This window comes from Microcoleus sp. A2-C3 (assembly GCF_036706065.1).
Classification (GTDB): Bacteria; Cyanobacteriota; Cyanobacteriia; order Cyanobacteriales; family Microcoleaceae; genus Microcoleus.
Genome location: NZ_JAUBVX010000040.1, coordinates 45,124 through 60,457 on the forward strand (window position 1 = coordinate 45,124; position 15,334 = coordinate 60,457).

17 protein-coding genes and 1 tRNA gene are annotated in these 15,334 nt (G+C 44.2%); 4 read left to right on the forward strand and 14 right to left on the reverse strand.

Features of this window, described 5'->3' with window-relative positions:
* Positions 1–8 precede the first annotated feature (8 nt).
* Both sigC and lipA read right to left on the reverse strand, forming a co-directional pair.
* Positions 9–1,277 carry an RNA polymerase sigma factor SigC gene (sigC, locus tag QUB66_RS20790; RefSeq protein WP_265236608.1) on the reverse strand — a complete coding sequence of 423 codons (1,269 nt, stop codon included), beginning with the start codon at positions 1,275–1,277 and terminating at the stop codon, positions 9–11.
* A gap of 701 nt (positions 1,278–1,978) precedes the next feature.
* Positions 1,979–2,869, reverse strand: coding sequence for a lipoyl synthase (gene lipA / locus QUB66_RS20795; RefSeq protein ID WP_332969625.1), 891 nt, complete (start codon positions 2,867–2,869; stop codon positions 1,979–1,981).
* 74 nt (positions 2,870–2,943) lie between these two features.
* Here lipA and QUB66_RS20800 point away from each other — a divergent pair.
* Together QUB66_RS20800 and QUB66_RS20805 are read left to right on the forward strand one after the other, a co-directional pair.
* Positions 2,944–3,017, forward strand: a tRNA-Pro gene (locus QUB66_RS20800).
* A 462-nt stretch (positions 3,018–3,479) separates the two neighbouring features.
* On the forward strand, positions 3,480–4,604 hold the full coding sequence (locus tag QUB66_RS20805; RefSeq protein WP_332969607.1) for an EAL domain-containing protein: 1,125 nt from the start codon (positions 3,480–3,482) through the stop codon (positions 4,602–4,604).
* A gap of 46 nt (positions 4,605–4,650) precedes the next feature.
* Here the strand turns inward: QUB66_RS20805 and QUB66_RS20810 are convergent, their stop codons facing one another.
* The 7 genes from QUB66_RS20810 to QUB66_RS20840 form a co-directional block, all read right to left on the reverse strand.
* Positions 4,651–5,526 carry an SDR family oxidoreductase gene (locus tag QUB66_RS20810; protein WP_332969609.1) on the reverse strand — a complete coding sequence of 292 codons (876 nt, stop codon included), beginning with the start codon at positions 5,524–5,526 and terminating at the stop codon, positions 4,651–4,653.
* A gap of 285 nt (positions 5,527–5,811) precedes the next feature.
* Positions 5,812–6,597, reverse strand: coding sequence for an exodeoxyribonuclease III (xth, locus tag QUB66_RS20815; protein ID WP_332969610.1), 786 nt, complete (start codon positions 6,595–6,597; stop codon positions 5,812–5,814).
* 73 nt (positions 6,598–6,670) lie between these two features.
* Positions 6,671–7,060, reverse strand: coding sequence for a hypothetical protein (locus tag QUB66_RS20820; protein WP_332969612.1), 390 nt, complete (start codon positions 7,058–7,060; stop codon positions 6,671–6,673).
* Positions 7,039–7,449, reverse strand: coding sequence for a HEPN domain-containing protein (locus tag QUB66_RS20825; RefSeq protein ID WP_332969613.1), 411 nt, complete (start codon positions 7,447–7,449; stop codon positions 7,039–7,041). The genes QUB66_RS20820 and QUB66_RS20825 overlap by 22 nt, the downstream gene beginning before the upstream one ends.
* A 307-nt stretch (positions 7,450–7,756) precedes the next feature.
* Positions 7,757–7,915, reverse strand: a complete 159-nt coding sequence (locus QUB66_RS20830; RefSeq protein ID WP_332969614.1) for a hypothetical protein — start codon at positions 7,913–7,915, stop codon at positions 7,757–7,759.
* A gap of 583 nt (positions 7,916–8,498) precedes the next feature.
* Entirely contained in the window at positions 8,499–8,621 is a 123-nt protein-coding gene (locus QUB66_RS20835; RefSeq protein ID WP_265236594.1) for a hypothetical protein, read from the reverse strand.
* 192 nt (positions 8,622–8,813) lie between these two features.
* Complete coding sequence (locus QUB66_RS20840) at positions 8,814–10,004, reverse strand: M20 family metallopeptidase (protein WP_332969616.1); 1,191 nt, start codon at positions 10,002–10,004, stop codon at positions 8,814–8,816.
* Between the two features lie 280 nt (positions 10,005–10,284).
* Here QUB66_RS20840 and QUB66_RS20845 point away from each other — a divergent pair, with 280 nt between their 5' ends.
* Complete coding sequence (locus tag QUB66_RS20845; protein ID WP_332969617.1) at positions 10,285–10,518, forward strand: hypothetical protein; 234 nt, start codon at positions 10,285–10,287, stop codon at positions 10,516–10,518.
* Positions 10,519–10,919: 401 nt separating this feature from the next.
* Here the strand turns inward: QUB66_RS20845 and QUB66_RS20850 are convergent, their stop codons facing one another.
* The 4 genes from QUB66_RS20850 to aspS all read right to left on the reverse strand — a co-directional run bounded on the left by QUB66_RS20850 (position 10,920) and on the right by aspS (position 14,402).
* Positions 10,920–11,351 carry a hypothetical protein gene (locus QUB66_RS20850; RefSeq protein ID WP_332969618.1) on the reverse strand — a complete coding sequence of 144 codons (432 nt, stop codon included), beginning with the start codon at positions 11,349–11,351 and terminating at the stop codon, positions 10,920–10,922.
* An 8-nt stretch (positions 11,352–11,359) separates the two neighbouring features.
* Positions 11,360–12,061 (reverse strand): hypothetical protein, encoded by a 702-nt coding sequence (locus tag QUB66_RS20855; protein WP_332969619.1) that lies wholly within the window; start codon positions 12,059–12,061, stop codon positions 11,360–11,362.
* Entirely contained in the window at positions 12,051–12,353 is a 303-nt protein-coding gene (locus QUB66_RS20860; protein WP_332969620.1) for a hypothetical protein, read from the reverse strand. The genes QUB66_RS20855 and QUB66_RS20860 overlap by 11 nt, the downstream gene beginning before the upstream one ends.
* A gap of 264 nt (positions 12,354–12,617) precedes the next feature.
* The gene (aspS, locus tag QUB66_RS20865; protein WP_332969621.1) at positions 12,618–14,402 is read right to left on the reverse strand and encodes an aspartate--tRNA ligase; all 1,785 of its coding nucleotides are present in this window, start codon (positions 14,400–14,402) and stop codon (positions 12,618–12,620) included.
* Between the two features lie 46 nt (positions 14,403–14,448).
* Between aspS and QUB66_RS20870 the strand changes: the two genes are divergently transcribed.
* Positions 14,449–14,676, forward strand: a complete 228-nt coding sequence (locus tag QUB66_RS20870; protein ID WP_332969623.1) for a hypothetical protein — start codon at positions 14,449–14,451, stop codon at positions 14,674–14,676.
* A gap of 289 nt (positions 14,677–14,965) precedes the next feature.
* Here the strand turns inward: QUB66_RS20870 and QUB66_RS20875 are convergent, their stop codons facing one another.
* Positions 14,966–15,205: a transposase gene (locus tag QUB66_RS20875; RefSeq protein WP_332971266.1), complete on the reverse strand. Its 240-nt coding sequence runs from the start codon at positions 15,203–15,205 to the stop codon at positions 14,966–14,968.
* Positions 15,206–15,334: the final 129 nt, after the last annotated feature.

The following is a 15,334-nucleotide window of genomic DNA, read 5'->3' on the forward strand; positions in this document are numbered from 1 at the left end:
CCATTAATTTAATTCAGAGACTCCAGATAGTCACGGACGCGGTTGCGGCGCTTCGGTTGACGGAGTTTTTGCAAAGCTTTGGCTTCAATTTGGCGGACTCGCTCGCGGGACAAGTCGAGAGCACGACCGATTTCTGCCAGAGAGTAGGGGTGTCCGTCACCCAAACCAAAGCGCATCAGAATTACATCTCGTTCGCGGCTGGTCAAATCTGCCAACAGTTGCTGCAAGTCGCGGTGCAGAGCTTCTCGCATCAGCATTTCTTCTGGGGAGATGCTGTCGGTTTCGAGCAAGTCGCCCAATTCTGTATCTTTTTCGTTGCCCACTTTAGTTTCCAGAGAAACAGAGCGGGGGACTCGCAGCAATACTTCCCGAACTTGGGCGGCGGTCATGTCCAACTCAACGCCGATATCTTCGATCGTAGCTGTCCGACCTTTTTCTTGAGAAATTTTGCGCTGGGCTTTCTTGATTTTATTAAGTTTTTCGGTGATGTGAACCGGGAGGCGAATGGTACGGCTTTGAGTTGCGATCGCCCGCGTGATTCCCTGCCGAATCCACCAGTAGGCATAGGTACTAAACCGATAGCCCCGCGTCGGATCGAATTTTTCGACAGCTCGTTCCAGTCCGAGAGTACCTTCTTGTATTAAATCGAGCAATTCTAAACCGCGATTTTGATATTTTTTTGCCACCGAAACTACCAGGCGCAGGTTCGCCTTAATCATGTGGTCTTTTGCTTCAACGCCTTCAGATTGAATTCTTTCGATTTCCTCCACCGTCATCTCTGCCAACTCAGCCCAATGGCGCTTGCCTTCGGCCATAATTCGCTTGAGTTCTGGCACGTCACTGACACCGGCGGTTAATGCCCAGCGTTCTAGGGAAGGTTTGTGTCCCAACTGTGCAGACAGCCGATCGCGCACTTGAATTAAATGTACGAAGCTTTGAATCAGCCCTTCTTCCTGAGAAGCGACGGTGTTGCGCAATTCCATCAATTTGATGTAGCGCTGAACTTTTTGAGCTTCAGAAACTTCTTCGTCTCTACCCAAGAGACGAACCCGACCGATTTCTTGTAAGTACAGGCGCACTAAATCTGTAGTGCGGCGGTTAGCATTTTTTTGCAATTTGGATGCTGTGTCTGCATCTTCAGTCTCTGCTGCATCTTGGTCGATGGGTTCGTCTCCAGCTTCTTCAGCATCTTCATCCAACACATCTACATCTTGCAAGGGATTCACTCGCAGTTGTTCGTCGAATTCAGCTTGAGCGTAAAAAGAGGTGGCTGGCATAGTGATTTTCTCAATTGCTTTTGGTGAAAAGATGCTACGCTTAGCGGTTATTTATAATTATGATGCCCACTTTGTTAAGAAGAAGCATCGCCGCTGTTTGTTTCTTGACTAACTTTCCTGACTTTGTGCTGTTGTTCGATCGAGCTTTTGCTGCCCCACTTGTTTTACCAAGATTCGGGAAAACGCTAAGAACTTTCTGATGTAACAGGTTGAAGGCCCGAAAAGTGCGTTGTACTTCTTTGTTTCTGTAGCTAGTATAGATAGTGACTGGCTAAAAACAAGTGACGTTCGTCAGAAGTTAAGTTAATCTTCATCACCAATAACCTGGTTCCCGATCACTTCGGAAAAATAGGTATTTTTTTAATAAAACTTTACATAATTCGGCGATCTTGATTAAATACTGGCAGTTTGCGGAACTTGAATCCGTTGCCGGTTATGAACTTCAGAGTTTTTACAGTTCGCATTACCGAAGCTCGCGCCTGACGTAAAAACCGGGTTTCTCGACAAAAATTCTGGATTTAAACCCAGAATTTGAGGAAGAAACCCGGTTTCTCAATATTTTTGGAGTAAGTATGGAGTTTGATGGGGCGCGAGGCCGATATTTTTTTGCTGTTTGCCGTGGCTTCCCGGTTAACTTTACCTCAGAGCGCCAGCAATTGAGAATGGTTCTCTATCGCGTGAGTTAACTCCAATTAAAATTGCTAGCGTGGGTAAAGCTTCATCAATTCCCTCACTTGTTCGGCGTGATACGAACTGCGAGTTAAGGGAGAAGCGACAACTTGCAAGAATCCCAAAGATTCGCCAAACTCTCTCCAAGCATCAAACTGTTCTGGCGGTACAAAGCTTTCTACGTTCAAGTGCTTTTGAGTCGGTTGTAGATACTGTCCAACTGTCAAAATATCGCAGCCAACAGCCCGCAAGTCCTGCATCGCCTCCCGAATTTCGGCGTCTGTTTCTCCTAATCCCACCATGATCCCGGATTTGGTATAAACCGCTGGTGCGATTTCCCGGCTGCGCTGCAAAAGTTCCAGGGTGCGATCGTACTTTCCTTGTGGTCGCACCTTGCGGTAAAGTCGCTTTACGGTTTCAGTATTGTGATTCAGTACATCGGGCTTGGCTGCGAGAATAATTTCTAAAGCTTGCCAGTTGCCACACAAGTCGGGAATCAAAACTTCTATAGTTGTATCGGGCATTGTCGATCGCACCGCTTGAATGCACTCGACAAACTGAGATGCGCCCCCATCCGGCAAATCATCCCGGTTAACAGAGGTAATCACGACGTGGTTGAGTTTGAGTCGCTGCACCGCCTGCGCTAATCTTTCTGGTTCCGTCGGATCTAAAGCTTGGGGCTTTTTCTCAAAATCGATATCGCAGTAAGGACAGGCACGGGTACAAGCCGGGCCCATAATCAAAAATGTGGCAGTACCTGCGCTGAAGCATTCGCCGATGTTGGGACACGAAGCCTCTTCGCAAACCGTATTCAGGGATAAATCCCGCAAAATTTCTTTAACATTGCCGACGCGCTCCCACTGAGGGGCTTTAACTCGCAACCACTGGGGCTTAACCGTCACGTCTGTCTCCGCCTGAGTAATGTTTTACAAAACATTATATACGAGCTGGCTAAGTTTTTACCTGAGTGATATGCTAAAAGTAGATTGACTAAATTCGGGATGTAGCGCAGCTTGGTAGCGCACCTCGTTCGGGACGAGGGGGTCGCAGGTTCAAATCCTGTCATCCCGATTTTCAAATTAAATCGGATATTCCGCAGCAACTGAGTTTGTTTTAGCTTGGTTTGGGCGATCGCGAGGCGTTCTATACTTATGGTGGGGCTGAAATTGGCGATCGGGCTGTTAATCCCCCTTGACCCTAAAAATTAACTATAACCGTTATTTTTGCAAAGCAATGTAGAGAATAATGTGTCAAGAATCAGAGCAGCAGTAGAAAGTAGAGAGCAAGTCTGAATATTCTCCCTTTGTTGAGATTCGGGACAGGGTTTGATTGTATTTACTCGATTCGGTGCTTATAAATTTTACCAAGGTTTGAAACCAGAGGCAAGTAAAAACACTGCCCTAATATTTTTTAACGATTCCTTAATCAATATTTACACCTTGAGGTAGATGTATTAATAGCTGAATAGGCTTAGATTTAATAATCTATATTATAGTAATTCTGAAATTAATTCAAAAATCGGAGGATATTCTAGTGAAAAGAAGTGGCAAAACCTTCGGCTCCTGCTCTCGCTGCGAAACAGTACCCGAAAAAATAGAGGGCAGCGGAGGTTTATACCTGTGGTTTCCAGTATCGCATACGCTGAACAAATTTATTTCTGCACTGGCAAAGACTAAACTTGAATTCCAGCTTGTAGAAGAGAGCAAGTGTTTGTATGTGATCCTTCATGACATAGGAAAAGAAAAGTTTAGCGCCCTAGCATCATCGGTTCTGACAAATCAAGAGTTGAAAGAGACAAAAGTTTTGTGGATGCGCGAAGCTGAACAACCAAAATTTAGCGATTTTTATCGCAGCACTTCCTTAGACTCGTTTATTAACTTCAGCAAGTCTGATTGGCTGTTAGATTTATTGTCCGAAGAACGCATTACTACACATTTTCAGCCGATTGTTCATACCTCAGATACTTCTAAAATTTTTGCCCACGAAGCCCTACTCCGAGGAATTGACGAGCAAGGAAACTTAATTTATCCGGGTCGGATTTTTGCCCAAGCAGAATCAGCAGGCCTACTTTTTCAACTAGATGTTTTAGCCCGGACTCGCGCTATCCGCGAAGCCCATGTTTACGACATCAAAGAACTACTTTTTATTAATTTTTCTCCAACTTCAGTTTACGATCCCGCTACGTGCCTGCGAAGAACAGTACAGGCTATTGATGAAGCGGGAATTCCTCACAGCAATATTGTTTTTGAAGTAGCGGAATCTCAGCACCCCCCTGATATCGATCACTTGATAAATATTCTGAGGTTTTACCGAGAGGCGGGATTTTTAATTGCCCTGGACGATTTTGGCAGCGGTTCTTCTAATCTAAATTTGATGCACCAGTTGCGTCCCGATTTTATTAAGTTAGATATGCAATTGATTCGCAACGTCCATCAAGATTATTATAAGGCACTAATTACTGAAAAAATGTTAGAAATTGCCGTTCAATTAGAGATTAAAACTGTGGCTGAAGGTGTGGAAACGGTCGAGGAATTAGATTGGGTTCGGGAACGAGGAGCCAATTTTGTTCAAGGTTATTTGATTGCTAAGCCGACTTCTCCGCCCATAACAAATACTAGCTATATTGGTGGAGTACAAGCTGTTTCTTTGTCTGATTAAAATGTTTGTAGTTGCGTTGGTTTTTGTGCAACTGCAAACGAGTCTTTTAAACGCTCAAATTGCGCCGCAAAAAGCTTTCCAGAGATTCCATTCTCATGCCGTAGATTGATTCCAGATTTTGCACTTCTTCGGGAGTGCAGAAAAACTCATTAGCCAGCAATACCCGCAAAGTTCCTAAGCCTTTTTGAGCTTGAGGATTCAACAAGCCCAAGGCATTTCGCAATCCGTCAAACACAACCAAGGGCGGGTTAATTACCAGAGGTTCGCGATTGAACAAGCGTCCGAAAATGCGAGCAATGTCGTCTCTGCTCAGAACATCCGGGCCGCCGACTGGTAAAATTTGGTTGCGCGCGCCTTCAGTAGTTGGTGAGTCTACGGCAATTTTTGCCAAGTCGTCGGTACTGACAACAGAGGTGCGGTTTTTGCCGTCGCCAATCAGCAGGTAAAGTCCGGTTTCTCTAAATCTTTCGGCCAGTGGCAGCAGGCTCGAAGCGAAACCGGCAGGCCGCAAAATGGTATAATTTAATCCGCTGTTTTGCAGGTATTTTTCGACTTCTCGCTTGGCTTTGAATACTGCCGAATCTTCGTATCCGCGATCGACTCCCAGTACAGAAATAAAGACAAAATGCTCAACTCCGGCTTCTTTGGCGCAGTCGATTAGTTCTATATTGGCGCGGTAGTGTACTGCTTGAACGTCGCCGCCGGTGCCGTGGGTGCTGATGATGTACTGCACTCCTTGGCAAGCTTTTTTGATGTCTTTGTCTTGTTTCAAATCACCGATAAAAATTTCTGCGCCTCGATTTTCTAGTTCCGAGTAGCGAGAACTGAGGCGGACAAATGCGCGGACAGGCTTTTGTTGATGTCTGATTTCTCGTACTATTCGGCGGCCTAGTGCGCCTGTTGCTCCAGTTACTAAGAACATAATTTTTTGGGGTTGGTTGTTATAAGCGAAGGAAGTTCGACAGCGGATTTTGTAACGGATTTAACGGATTGAAGAAGTAATTTTCTGCAAGGGGTTTTAGAAACCAGGTTTCTTGAATTTATGGTTGCTAAACCTAAGATTTACGGTATAAACCGGGTTTCTTTTGCAAAGCATCGCCTAGGATTCTAGAAAGAAAACCAGTTTTTTAAATTTCTGGTTGTTAAACCTAGGATTTCTGGTATAAACCGGGTTTCTTTTGCCTTATTTTTATTTATAACTCACAATTCAAATCTCGACAATTACGGGGGTGTGGTCGCTGGGTTTGACTAATTTTCTGGGAGCAATATCTATTGTACAGCTTTTTGCTTTTTCGTAGAGGGCAGGGCTGAGATAATGGTGGTCTATTCTCCAGCCGTTGTTGCGGGGAAATGAGGCGGCGCGATAGTCCCACCAGCTATAATGTCCGCCTTCTGAGGTGAATTTGCGAAAGGGGTCGTTTAATCCTAATTCGGTGATTTCTGTTAGTGCTTGGCGTTCGGCTACTGATAGGCCAGCGGAGTTTGCAGCAGCTTTGGGATTATGAATATCTCGATCGCCCGGTACGATATTGAAGTCACCGCAAATGCACAGGTTTGGCGATTTGTCTAGTGCTATTTTGAGGTATTCTTGCAGCAGTTTGAGCCAATGTAGTTTGTATTCATATTTCTCTGAACCCACTTCGGAACCGTTGGGAACGTAGACGGAGATGATGCAAATATCGTCGATAACCCCGGCTATGAGGCGCTTTTGTTCGTCGAAGCTGCCGACGGTTGCGTCGCCGAGAATGGGCGAAAATCCGGTGCTGATCTGTGACATGGGCGATCGGCTAAAAATAGCTACGCCGTTGTAGGATTTTTGACCGGAAATGTAACAGTTGTAGCCGATGTCGAGGAAGGGTTGCAGGGGAAAGTCTTTGTCTGTGACTTTGGTTTCTTGCAAGCAGAGAATGTCTATTTGGTTGGTTTGTAACCAGTTAGTAACGTGTTCTATGCGAGTGCGAATTGAGTTGACGTTCCAGGTAGCGATTTTCATTATAGTAATCCTAAAGGTTAGGTGAGAGGGAGAGCGATCGCACCTATTTTAAGCTATTTTTTGCCCTGTCAACTCACTTAATTTGATAAATGTAAGCATCTTCTATCCACGTACGATCAACAAAATTATTTGTCAGTCTTGTGCCTGATAAGTTTAAATTCCAATCTTGCTGTAACTGACGTAAGCCCTCAATTAATTCATGTTTGGGGCTGACTGCTACAAGTGCTGTCCAATCGATTTTCAGGTCTGGTTTAACTTGGCGAAAAACTGATAGAATTTCCCCATAAGTTTTCAGGGAGCCTTCGCGATCGTGCAGAGGTGAGGTGAGCATCAGTCGCCATGTTTCCGGTTCTGGTGCGTAGTTCCAGAGAGCAGAATCAACTGATAAATCTGCTGCATTGAGAGCATCTATTAGTCTTTGACCTTCTGCTATTTCTTGACTTAATAATGTTGCTGTAGCCATTGTAAAACTCCGTGAGTCGGATCAGTGATTGCTGAATAAATATCGAGGGCTTTTTGTCGGTTATGTGTTTGATAGCGGCTTTCTTCTGACCAGTCTCTGACCTCTAACCATCGCAATGAAAAATTAGCATCGTTGAGGAGAGACTTTAACTCTTTATCAAGTTTAGAAACTTTAACCAACTTTTCTAAATCGTGGGTGTAACTGTCCATAACAGTTTTTTTGTCAGGAAAATCAAATTCCTGAGTTTGCTTGGCAATGCAAGCCTTTAAAGCGCATTCAATGACATAACCGCTCAGGTAGTAAGCACCTGAATATTTATGATTGTTGAGCAGCACTTCTACTTCTTCCAGTCTAGTGAGTGCTAGGTTCTGTAAATCTTGTCTATTCAAAAGTTTAGCATACCTCCATAAAATTTGACTATTTTAGCTTTAGTTTAGCAGAGCGATAAGTTTATCCGTTTTTGCTTCGGGTTTTGTTTATTATATATTCTCTGATTACTGGCTCGATCGTAAAGTGCGATCGCCCATTTTGCTTGACAGTTTCAATTAATAAACGCCTTCCTAAAGATTGGATGACTTTCAATAACTCTGGCGGTGATAATTCAAGATTAGCTGAAATTTTTGATATTTCAACTGGTGCAGCTTCACTAGCTAACCAGGATATCGCCTGTTGTTCTGATTCGGTTAGGCGATCGCACTACTGGTGCAGCAGAAACTCTAAATCACCTAAAAATAAGGTATCATAGGAGAGAAACTCGGCAACGCTGCCGCCGAATAAATCTTGAATCATAGTTGCAACTATATTTAACCATAGGGGATTGCCTCGGTAAAGATCAATCAGTTGGGAGCATCTCATTTTAGATTTTATAGTGCTGTCCCCGCTCGCGAGCGGGCACGGGCACCGCGCCTACAAAGGACTTGAAGATTGAATTAAGTTTGTTTGCAGGGTTTGCAGTGATGGAGAATTGCGGAGGCTGCGGTAAATAATCTAATCTAATTCGTATTGAATTTGTGGGATAAGTTGGAGAGTTAGGGCGGTTTTGCCAATGCCGGATCAGCCGTATATGCTGATCGCGCGGGTGCGGTTTTCAAAAATCCACTGTTTGAGGGTGATGAGTTCGGATGTGCGGTTATAGAATAGGTTGGGTTCTAGTACATCAGCTAAGTTCAATCGCAGTTTTGGCTGACTGTTGCTAGAGTTTTCCTGATTTTGCTTCTCTAAGTTTGGGGTTTATAAGGATTGAGGATGGCTTCCACAAACCTTGAACTTACCAACTTGTGCATTCTTGCCAAAATGTGATGAAACTATGAAAAACTGCCATCGTTTGTATATCGAAAGTTTGATTGATGTCTTCGCCTAATGTTTCCGAAAGTATATTCCATAATTTCGATGCTACTTTCTTGATATGAACCTGACTCAGATGGCAGTTTTTAGCAATTTATGGGTATTTCTGACGTTGCCAAGTGCCACCTAAAATCGCTTCTGGTACGTGGTTGAAATGCTTTGCTGTGTTGGCCAATACGAATTCATCAGCCCAGTTTAAGACTTCTTGATCATCCATAGGTCGAGGAGGGAGTTTGGTTTTTCTTATTTTATCCTAATTAGATTGTCTCTCTTTGTTGAGGGATGGTCGATCGCCACACACCCTACAGCTACAGTAAATATTGGGTAAGGTGCGTCGCTATTAGATTGTCGCTCTTTGTTGAGGGATTGTCGATCGCCACACACCCTACAGCTACGATTAGAAACGATATCACTTACTTGCTTGCTGTTTCCAATACTGACAAGCGGCATAGGCCAAGGTGACAGCGCCGGTGACGATGGCGGCTTCATCCACCTCAAACTGCGGGTGATGGAGGGGATAGTTGGGTTTGTCAACCAGTCCGACTCCTAGGCGAAACATGGTTCCCGGTGCGTGTTCTAAATACATTGAAAAATCTTCCGCGCCGAGGGATGGTTCTGGTAAAATTTGGACGCGCGATCGCCCTAAAGCTTCTAAAGCCGCAGTTTCGACTAATTGCGTCAGTTTTGGGTCATTTTGGACTCCGGGGACACCGCGCTTGTAGGTGAGTTCGTATTTTGCGCCGTAAGTCGCGCAGACGCTGGAAACAATTTGTTCGATCCAAGCCGGTAGTTTTTCGTGGGTTTCGGGATGGAGCGATCGCACGGTTCCTAATAATTTTACGCGATCGGCAATCACGTTCGGCGCCCGTCCGCCGCTAATTTGCCCGATCGTCAAAACCACAGGCCTCAAAGGATTTTGCGTGCGGCTAATTGCCTGCTGCAAAGTGGTAATTATCTGAGAAGCAATCCAAATTGCGTCGATCGCCTCGTGAGGACGCGCACCGTGGCCGGATTCGCCAATTACAATCAATTCTAGGTCATCTGCCGCCGCCGTCAGTGCCCCGTGGCGGATACCGACACAACCGCCCGCAATCGTCGGAAAAACGTGCACTCCGAGGATACCATCAACATCTTGCATCGCCCCATCTTTAATCATCCATTGAGCGCCTTGGGCAATCTCTTCCGCAGGCTGAAACAAAAAGCGGACATTACCAGGCAATTTTTCTTTTAACTTCGACAAAATCATTGCCGCGCCCAAACCGACTGTAGTGTGGATATCGTGGCCGCAGGCGTGCATCACTCCCTCATTGCGGGAGGCAAATTCTAGGTTAGTACGTTCTTGAATTGGCAAAGCGTCCATATCGGTGCGAATTGCCAGCCACCGGGGCTCGGTGTTGTCAACTTTGAGCTCGCCGAGCACTCCTGTCTTGCCGATTCCTTCTATGGCGCGGACTCCGCTGGAAGCCAGAACACCCGCTACATAGGCGGCGGTTTGATATTCTTGGCCGCTGAGTTCCGGGTGCGAGTGGATGTGGCGGCGAATTTCGATCAAGCGGGGTGCGAGGGTGGCGGCTAGTTCTTGGATGCGGGCAAGAAGCATAGATTATCTTGGGGAGAGCTTTAGTCAACTAGGTTAACGCATATGTTTGGGGGTGAACAGGGTTACAACGCACAAAAGTGCGATTCACGCGCGGGATAGCTGCGCCGCGCGTGCTTTTAGATAGCAATTCTATTTCGTTTGTGAATAATATTTTTTCTCACCGCAGAGAAAAGAGAGAAAAGAGAGAAAAGAGAGAAAAGAGAGAAAAGAGAGTTAGGTAGAAACCCGGCAGAAACGTCTATATTTTAGGTTGAAAGGCTGACTTTTAGGAGGAAACTCTATGATATCACCGCCAAAGTCAGTTCCAGAAATGCTCCGGGAAGAAATTCCTGATGTACCTCAAGGTAAGCAACCGATTCGTTTGCTGTTGTGTGGCGTTCCCAAAGCGGTAGACAGCATCGTTAATCTGTTGCACGTTTTAGGTTTTGCTGAAGTTGGGGAATGGAGCCCGCCTCTACCATCGCCGATAGCGGGTGAGGTAATTCGGATTTTAACCCGTTACTGGAAAGAGTAATCTTGGAGGGCGATCGGATGAATTGAAAAAGTGCGATCGCCCTTTCTGTCTCATTTAGGACTTACCCATAAATACCAAAGAAACCGGGTTTTTCACGACAGTTAAAGGCCCGGATGCAGTATTTCGGTGAAAAACCCGGTTTCTGCCTCCAGGAGTACGCTCGTCAAATTGATACAGCCTTGGCACGGTTGGCGTTGGCGGTGATCGAACAGAAGGAGCCGTTGCTGATTTACGGTATGAAAGGCTAAATATGCAATTCATAAAAACCAGCGTGTACAAAGCTTCTGGATTTTAAAATTATTTATTTCATACCCTGATTAAGCAACGCCCAGAAGGAGCCGTCTTCACGGTTCCGGTTGCAGGAAAGGCACTGCGGAGGTTTTGGGAAGTAGCCAGATTTTTTAAGAGGGTGATGGGGGTGGAGTAGTTGAATCGGAGATATCTTTAATGGGATATTTGCTCTGAATACACTCAGCAAGTAACTTAGCAATTAAAAGATCGTCAGCATCATGGAAAATGCCACAATGAGGTAAGTTTTCTTCTCTATAGTAAATTTCTGATGAGCTTTCTTCAAGAATATATTCTCTGGATTGCTCTATATTAAGAACTGCAAAAGAACCATTGGGTTTACACTGAAAACTTTTTGCTGTCATGTATTTTTTGACTTCTATGACATTTTCTACTTCAGTGTGCATTTTAAAAAAATCAAGCAAATAGACAGACAAATATTTTTCCTCACTTCGTCTTTCAAAAGCAGAACTATTTGGCAATCCATTCTCCAAAGTTGAAGGTTTACAATAGCGCGTAACATTACCCGCTTCGATCTCTTTCATTTTTATACCTATTGATGGATTTTTATGTTTAAATCATTGAGATAATCAATTAGATCTAGAGCATACATCGAACCATTCAGAATAATTCGTTTACTTATATGCGAACTTGGCTTAAAAATAACATAGTCTGAAAAGTAATCTTTTTTGAATCGTAAAGTTATTGAATTATTTCTATCTCTTTCCCATGCTAAATGAAAAATACCATTTTCACTTACTGTTAAGCTACTGGGTTTAGAAATACTTCCAATTGCTTCAACAAATAAAAACATTGTCTTGAACGATTCCAAAGAAACATCATAGTCTTCTTCTGAGTCGCATAATTCTTTTAATTCACGAACACGGTTAAAAAAATAATCATCCTTCAATTTAATAGCCTCGATACCATATTTCAGTATTTCTTCAAAGGTCGATAATTTATCTATTTCATCTATTTTACTTGATTGATTTTTGGGTTTTTCGAGATTATCTGATTTATGTTCTTGAAAAACTATGGGCGGGTTTTTGGTTATAATAGAATATTCGTTCTGAGCGACTTTATCTAATTGAAAAGGGGAGTTCTTCCCTTCTAAAAAAGGGGAGTAAATTTTATAATTAGCAGGATAATAAGTGCTCGATCGCGCCTCAACAAATCGTAAAATGGTAGCACTCACATCGCTATTTATCCTTGACTTAGTGCCAGTCGGACTGTTATCATTTTGATTACTCATCATTAGTTTCATCTTGCTCCTGCATTAATTTTTCAATTTCAGCGGAAATTGGTATTGTTTGATTTGTTTGAGCTTCAAATCTTCTCAGAGCTTCACCTAGAGAGCTTACAAATGATTTTGCTGTAATGTGAGAAGCATTGAGTATCGCTTCTGGTTTTCCATTGCGGTTTAAGAATATGATAATATCATGTTTAGAAACTCCAATAGCAAAATCGTTGAAATAGATACTGTTTAATTCACCAGATTCGATGATCTCTGTCATGGTTGGTTTTTGAGGGTCTTTTGCTGAATCCATTATCTTATCTGTTAGTGTGATTGTCGATCTTCTGAGTTGGGTTGAGGGAACGCAACCAAACACCCACTCATTTACTAATTATGGCATAGTGACACCCCAATTATCAATCTCGCCAAACTTCCCCAACTTCTGCTTTCCCCAACTCACCGAAACCAACCCTCCAACCCCTCTGCATCGACGGCAGGAAATTCGATCACCTCGATCGCCCCGCCGCCGACATCTATTTGCAACTAATCCAGTCGCAATTGTCAAGGTGTTTCACACTTATGACTTGGGCGTATAAGTCGATCGCACTTGCAACTCCTTCAACTGCTTATCATCCACCCCAGCAGGCGCATTCGTCAGCAAACAACCAGCCTGCTGAGTCTTAGGAAACGCAATCACATCGCGAATTGAATCCTCGCCCGCCAACAGCATCACCAACCGATCCAAACCGTAAGCAATACCTCCGTGGGGCGGAGTTCCGTACTCAAACGCATCCAACAAAAAGCCGAACTTATTGTAAGCTTCCTCAGTCGATAAACCGATCGCCTCAAACACCTTTTCCTGAACATCCCGCTGATAAATCCGCAGAGAACCACCGCCCACTTCCGTGCCGTTTAACACCAAGTCATAAGCTTGAGCTCTCGCGGTCTTCAAATCCTGAATATCGTCAGGATGCGGCGCAGTAAACGGGTGGTGGATGGCTTCTAAACGCTTCTCGTCAGCGTTCCATTCAAACATCGGGAAATCCGTCACCCACAGCAGATTCATCTTCTCTTTGTCGATCAATCCCAATTCGTTACCAACAAACAAACGCAATCTATCCAAAGTCTTATTGACAGCATTCGCGTCGGCTGCTGCAAACAACAACAAATGACCTGGTTTCGCACCCGTGCGATCGAGCAATTCCTGTTTTTGCGCTTCCGTCAAATTATCCTTAATTGCGCCGATCGTATCAATTTCGCCATTTTCCCGCACCCGAATAAAAGCCAATCCCTTCGCACCGGCTTCAGTGGCTTCCTTAAACAAATCGCCTTTTTTAATTCGTTCGTTAGAAAAAGCCTCATTCCCCCCCGGAATCGGCAAAGTTTTCACAATTCCGCCCGCAGCAATCGCCCCGGAAAACACCTTAAATCCCGAATCTTTCATCAAATCGGAAACATCGACCAATTCCATACCGAAACGAGTATCCGGTTTGTCACTACCGTAGCGATCCATTGCTTCGGCGTAAGTCAAGCGCGGGAAAGGACGCGGCAATTCTACGCCTTTGACACTTTGGAAAATTTGGCAAACTAAACCTTCGTTTAATTCGAGGATTTCTTCTAAAGACATGAAACTCATTTCCATGTCTAATTGCGTGAATTCCGGCTGTCTGTCGGCGCGCAAATCTTCATCGCGGAAACAGCGGGCAATTTGATAATATCTGTCGAATCCCGAAACCATTAACAATTGTTTGAATAATTGCGGCGACTGCGGCAAAGCGTACCATTCGCCCAAGTTGACGCGGCTGGGAACTAAATAATCTCTGGCACCTTCGGGAGTCGATCGCGTTAAAATCGGTGTTTCAACTTCCATAAAACCGCCGACATCTTCCAGGTAACGGCGCATAGCTTTGACAACTTGGTGGCGAAGCTGCAAGTTGCGACTCATACGATCGCGCCGCAAGTCCAAATAGCGATATTTCAGCCGCAAATCTTCCCGCACATTTTCACTATCCGCCGTGGAAATCTGAAACGGTAACTGCTTGCGTACCGCATTTAACAACTCAATTTCGTCAGCGTAAATTTCTACTTCACCCGTGGGTAATTTGGGGTTGAGGGAATCTTCGGGGCGGCTGGTGACTCTACCGGTAATTTTCACCACGTATTCGCCGCGCAAAGACTCAGCGCCGTGATAGGAGTCGGGGGTGCGTTCAGGATCGCTGACAATTTGCACAATACCCGATCGATCGCGCACATCGAGAAAAATCACCCCGCCATGATCGCGGCGGCGATCCACCCAGCCGTAAAGGGTGACAGTCTCTCCGATGTGTTTGCTTCGCAGTTCACCGCAGTAGTAAGTTCTCATGGGTTGGGAGTTATAGACTAAAAATAAAGCTTTTTAATTATGCAGTATGCCTGAACATGGTGCTGAATGCAAATGCAGGGGCGATCGCCACGGCGGTTTTGGTATTGAGTGCATGAGAGTGCAAGTGCCGAGCCCACCCATAGCCAAATTACAAGCCAAGCTGTTGTATTGGCTGAAGGCTTTCAGTCTTCAGCCGTTACGCTTAACCCCAGTCGCCGAAAAATTGTGCGATCGGCTATTGAAATTACCCGTGTCCAGTTGGCAGCAATATTGAGCTTGGTATACTGAAGGATTCAGGTTTATGTAAAGCTATCATAGCATTAGACTCAAAAAAAATGCTGAGTTCAGAGTCGTTCAAAGTAAATAAACAAGTCTTATCCAAACGACTTAGTTGGCAAGCCAACAAACTTATACCATTTTAGATTTGAGACTTCGGCATCAGCACTCAGTCAAATAATTTTAGATAGTGCTTTTATGTAAAAAATGAATACAATTGAATCGGTTGAACCTTCAGCGCATTGCTAATCAAATTGGGTCTTCTGGGTTTGCGGTGATAAGAAAGACTAATTAGAAAAGCAAGCTAATAGTCGAGCTCGAAAATTGTCAAAATTAACAAATCCATAGGCTTGACGTTTAATCAGTTTGAGACGATTGTTGATTCCCTCCATAACACCACTCGTTGTTCGGTTCAAGAAATAGTTACAAATTCCATCGATATGATTGCGAAGCATGGTTAGGGTATCACTGTAAATTGGTTGTGCTTTCTTAATCCATTCAAGCAGTGATTCTTTCCCCTCTTCCACACTATAGCAATCCTAAATCATTTTCTATGTATAGGTGTACTGATGGATTTTGGGGAAATCAAATTTATGTTCGTTTGTGAAAAACTCAAACAAAAATTTAATTATCTTAAAAGACTTACATAAATACCA

What these genes read in the sequence shown, in the direction of transcription:
- QUB66_RS20860 (WP_332969620.1), bottom strand. Translation starts at nt 12,353, where the DNA reads ATGGATTCAGCAAAAGACCCTCAAAAACCAACCATGACAGAGATCATC.
- sigC (WP_265236608.1), bottom strand. Translation starts at nt 1,277, where the DNA reads ATGCCAGCCACCTCTTTTTACGCTCAAGCTGAATTCGACGAACAACTG.
- QUB66_RS20810 (WP_332969609.1), bottom strand. Translation starts at nt 5,526, where the DNA reads ATGTTCTTAGTAACTGGAGCAACAGGCGCACTAGGCCGCCGAATAGTA.
- QUB66_RS20835 (WP_265236594.1), bottom strand. Translation starts at nt 8,621, where the DNA reads ATGGATGATCAAGAAGTCTTAAACTGGGCTGATGAATTCGTATTGGCC.
- xth (WP_332969610.1), bottom strand. Translation starts at nt 6,597, where the DNA reads ATGAAAATCGCTACCTGGAACGTCAACTCAATTCGCACTCGCATAGAA.
- QUB66_RS20850 (WP_332969618.1), bottom strand. Translation starts at nt 11,351, where the DNA reads ATGAAAGAGATCGAAGCGGGTAATGTTACGCGCTATTGTAAACCTTCA.
- QUB66_RS20855 (WP_332969619.1), bottom strand. Translation starts at nt 12,061, where the DNA reads ATGATGAGTAATCAAAATGATAACAGTCCGACTGGCACTAAGTCAAGG.
- QUB66_RS20845 (WP_332969617.1), top strand. Translation starts at nt 10,285, where the DNA reads ATGATATCACCGCCAAAGTCAGTTCCAGAAATGCTCCGGGAAGAAATT.
- QUB66_RS20830 (WP_332969614.1), bottom strand. Translation starts at nt 7,915, where the DNA reads ATGAGATGCTCCCAACTGATTGATCTTTACCGAGGCAATCCCCTATGG.
- QUB66_RS20870 (WP_332969623.1), top strand. Translation starts at nt 14,449, where the DNA reads ATGCCTGAACATGGTGCTGAATGCAAATGCAGGGGCGATCGCCACGGC.
- aspS (WP_332969621.1), bottom strand. Translation starts at nt 14,402, where the DNA reads ATGAGAACTTACTACTGCGGTGAACTGCGAAGCAAACACATCGGAGAG.
- QUB66_RS20840 (WP_332969616.1), bottom strand. Translation starts at nt 10,004, where the DNA reads ATGCTTCTTGCCCGCATCCAAGAACTAGCCGCCACCCTCGCACCCCGC.
- QUB66_RS20820 (WP_332969612.1), bottom strand. Translation starts at nt 7,060, where the DNA reads ATGGCTACAGCAACATTATTAAGTCAAGAAATAGCAGAAGGTCAAAGA.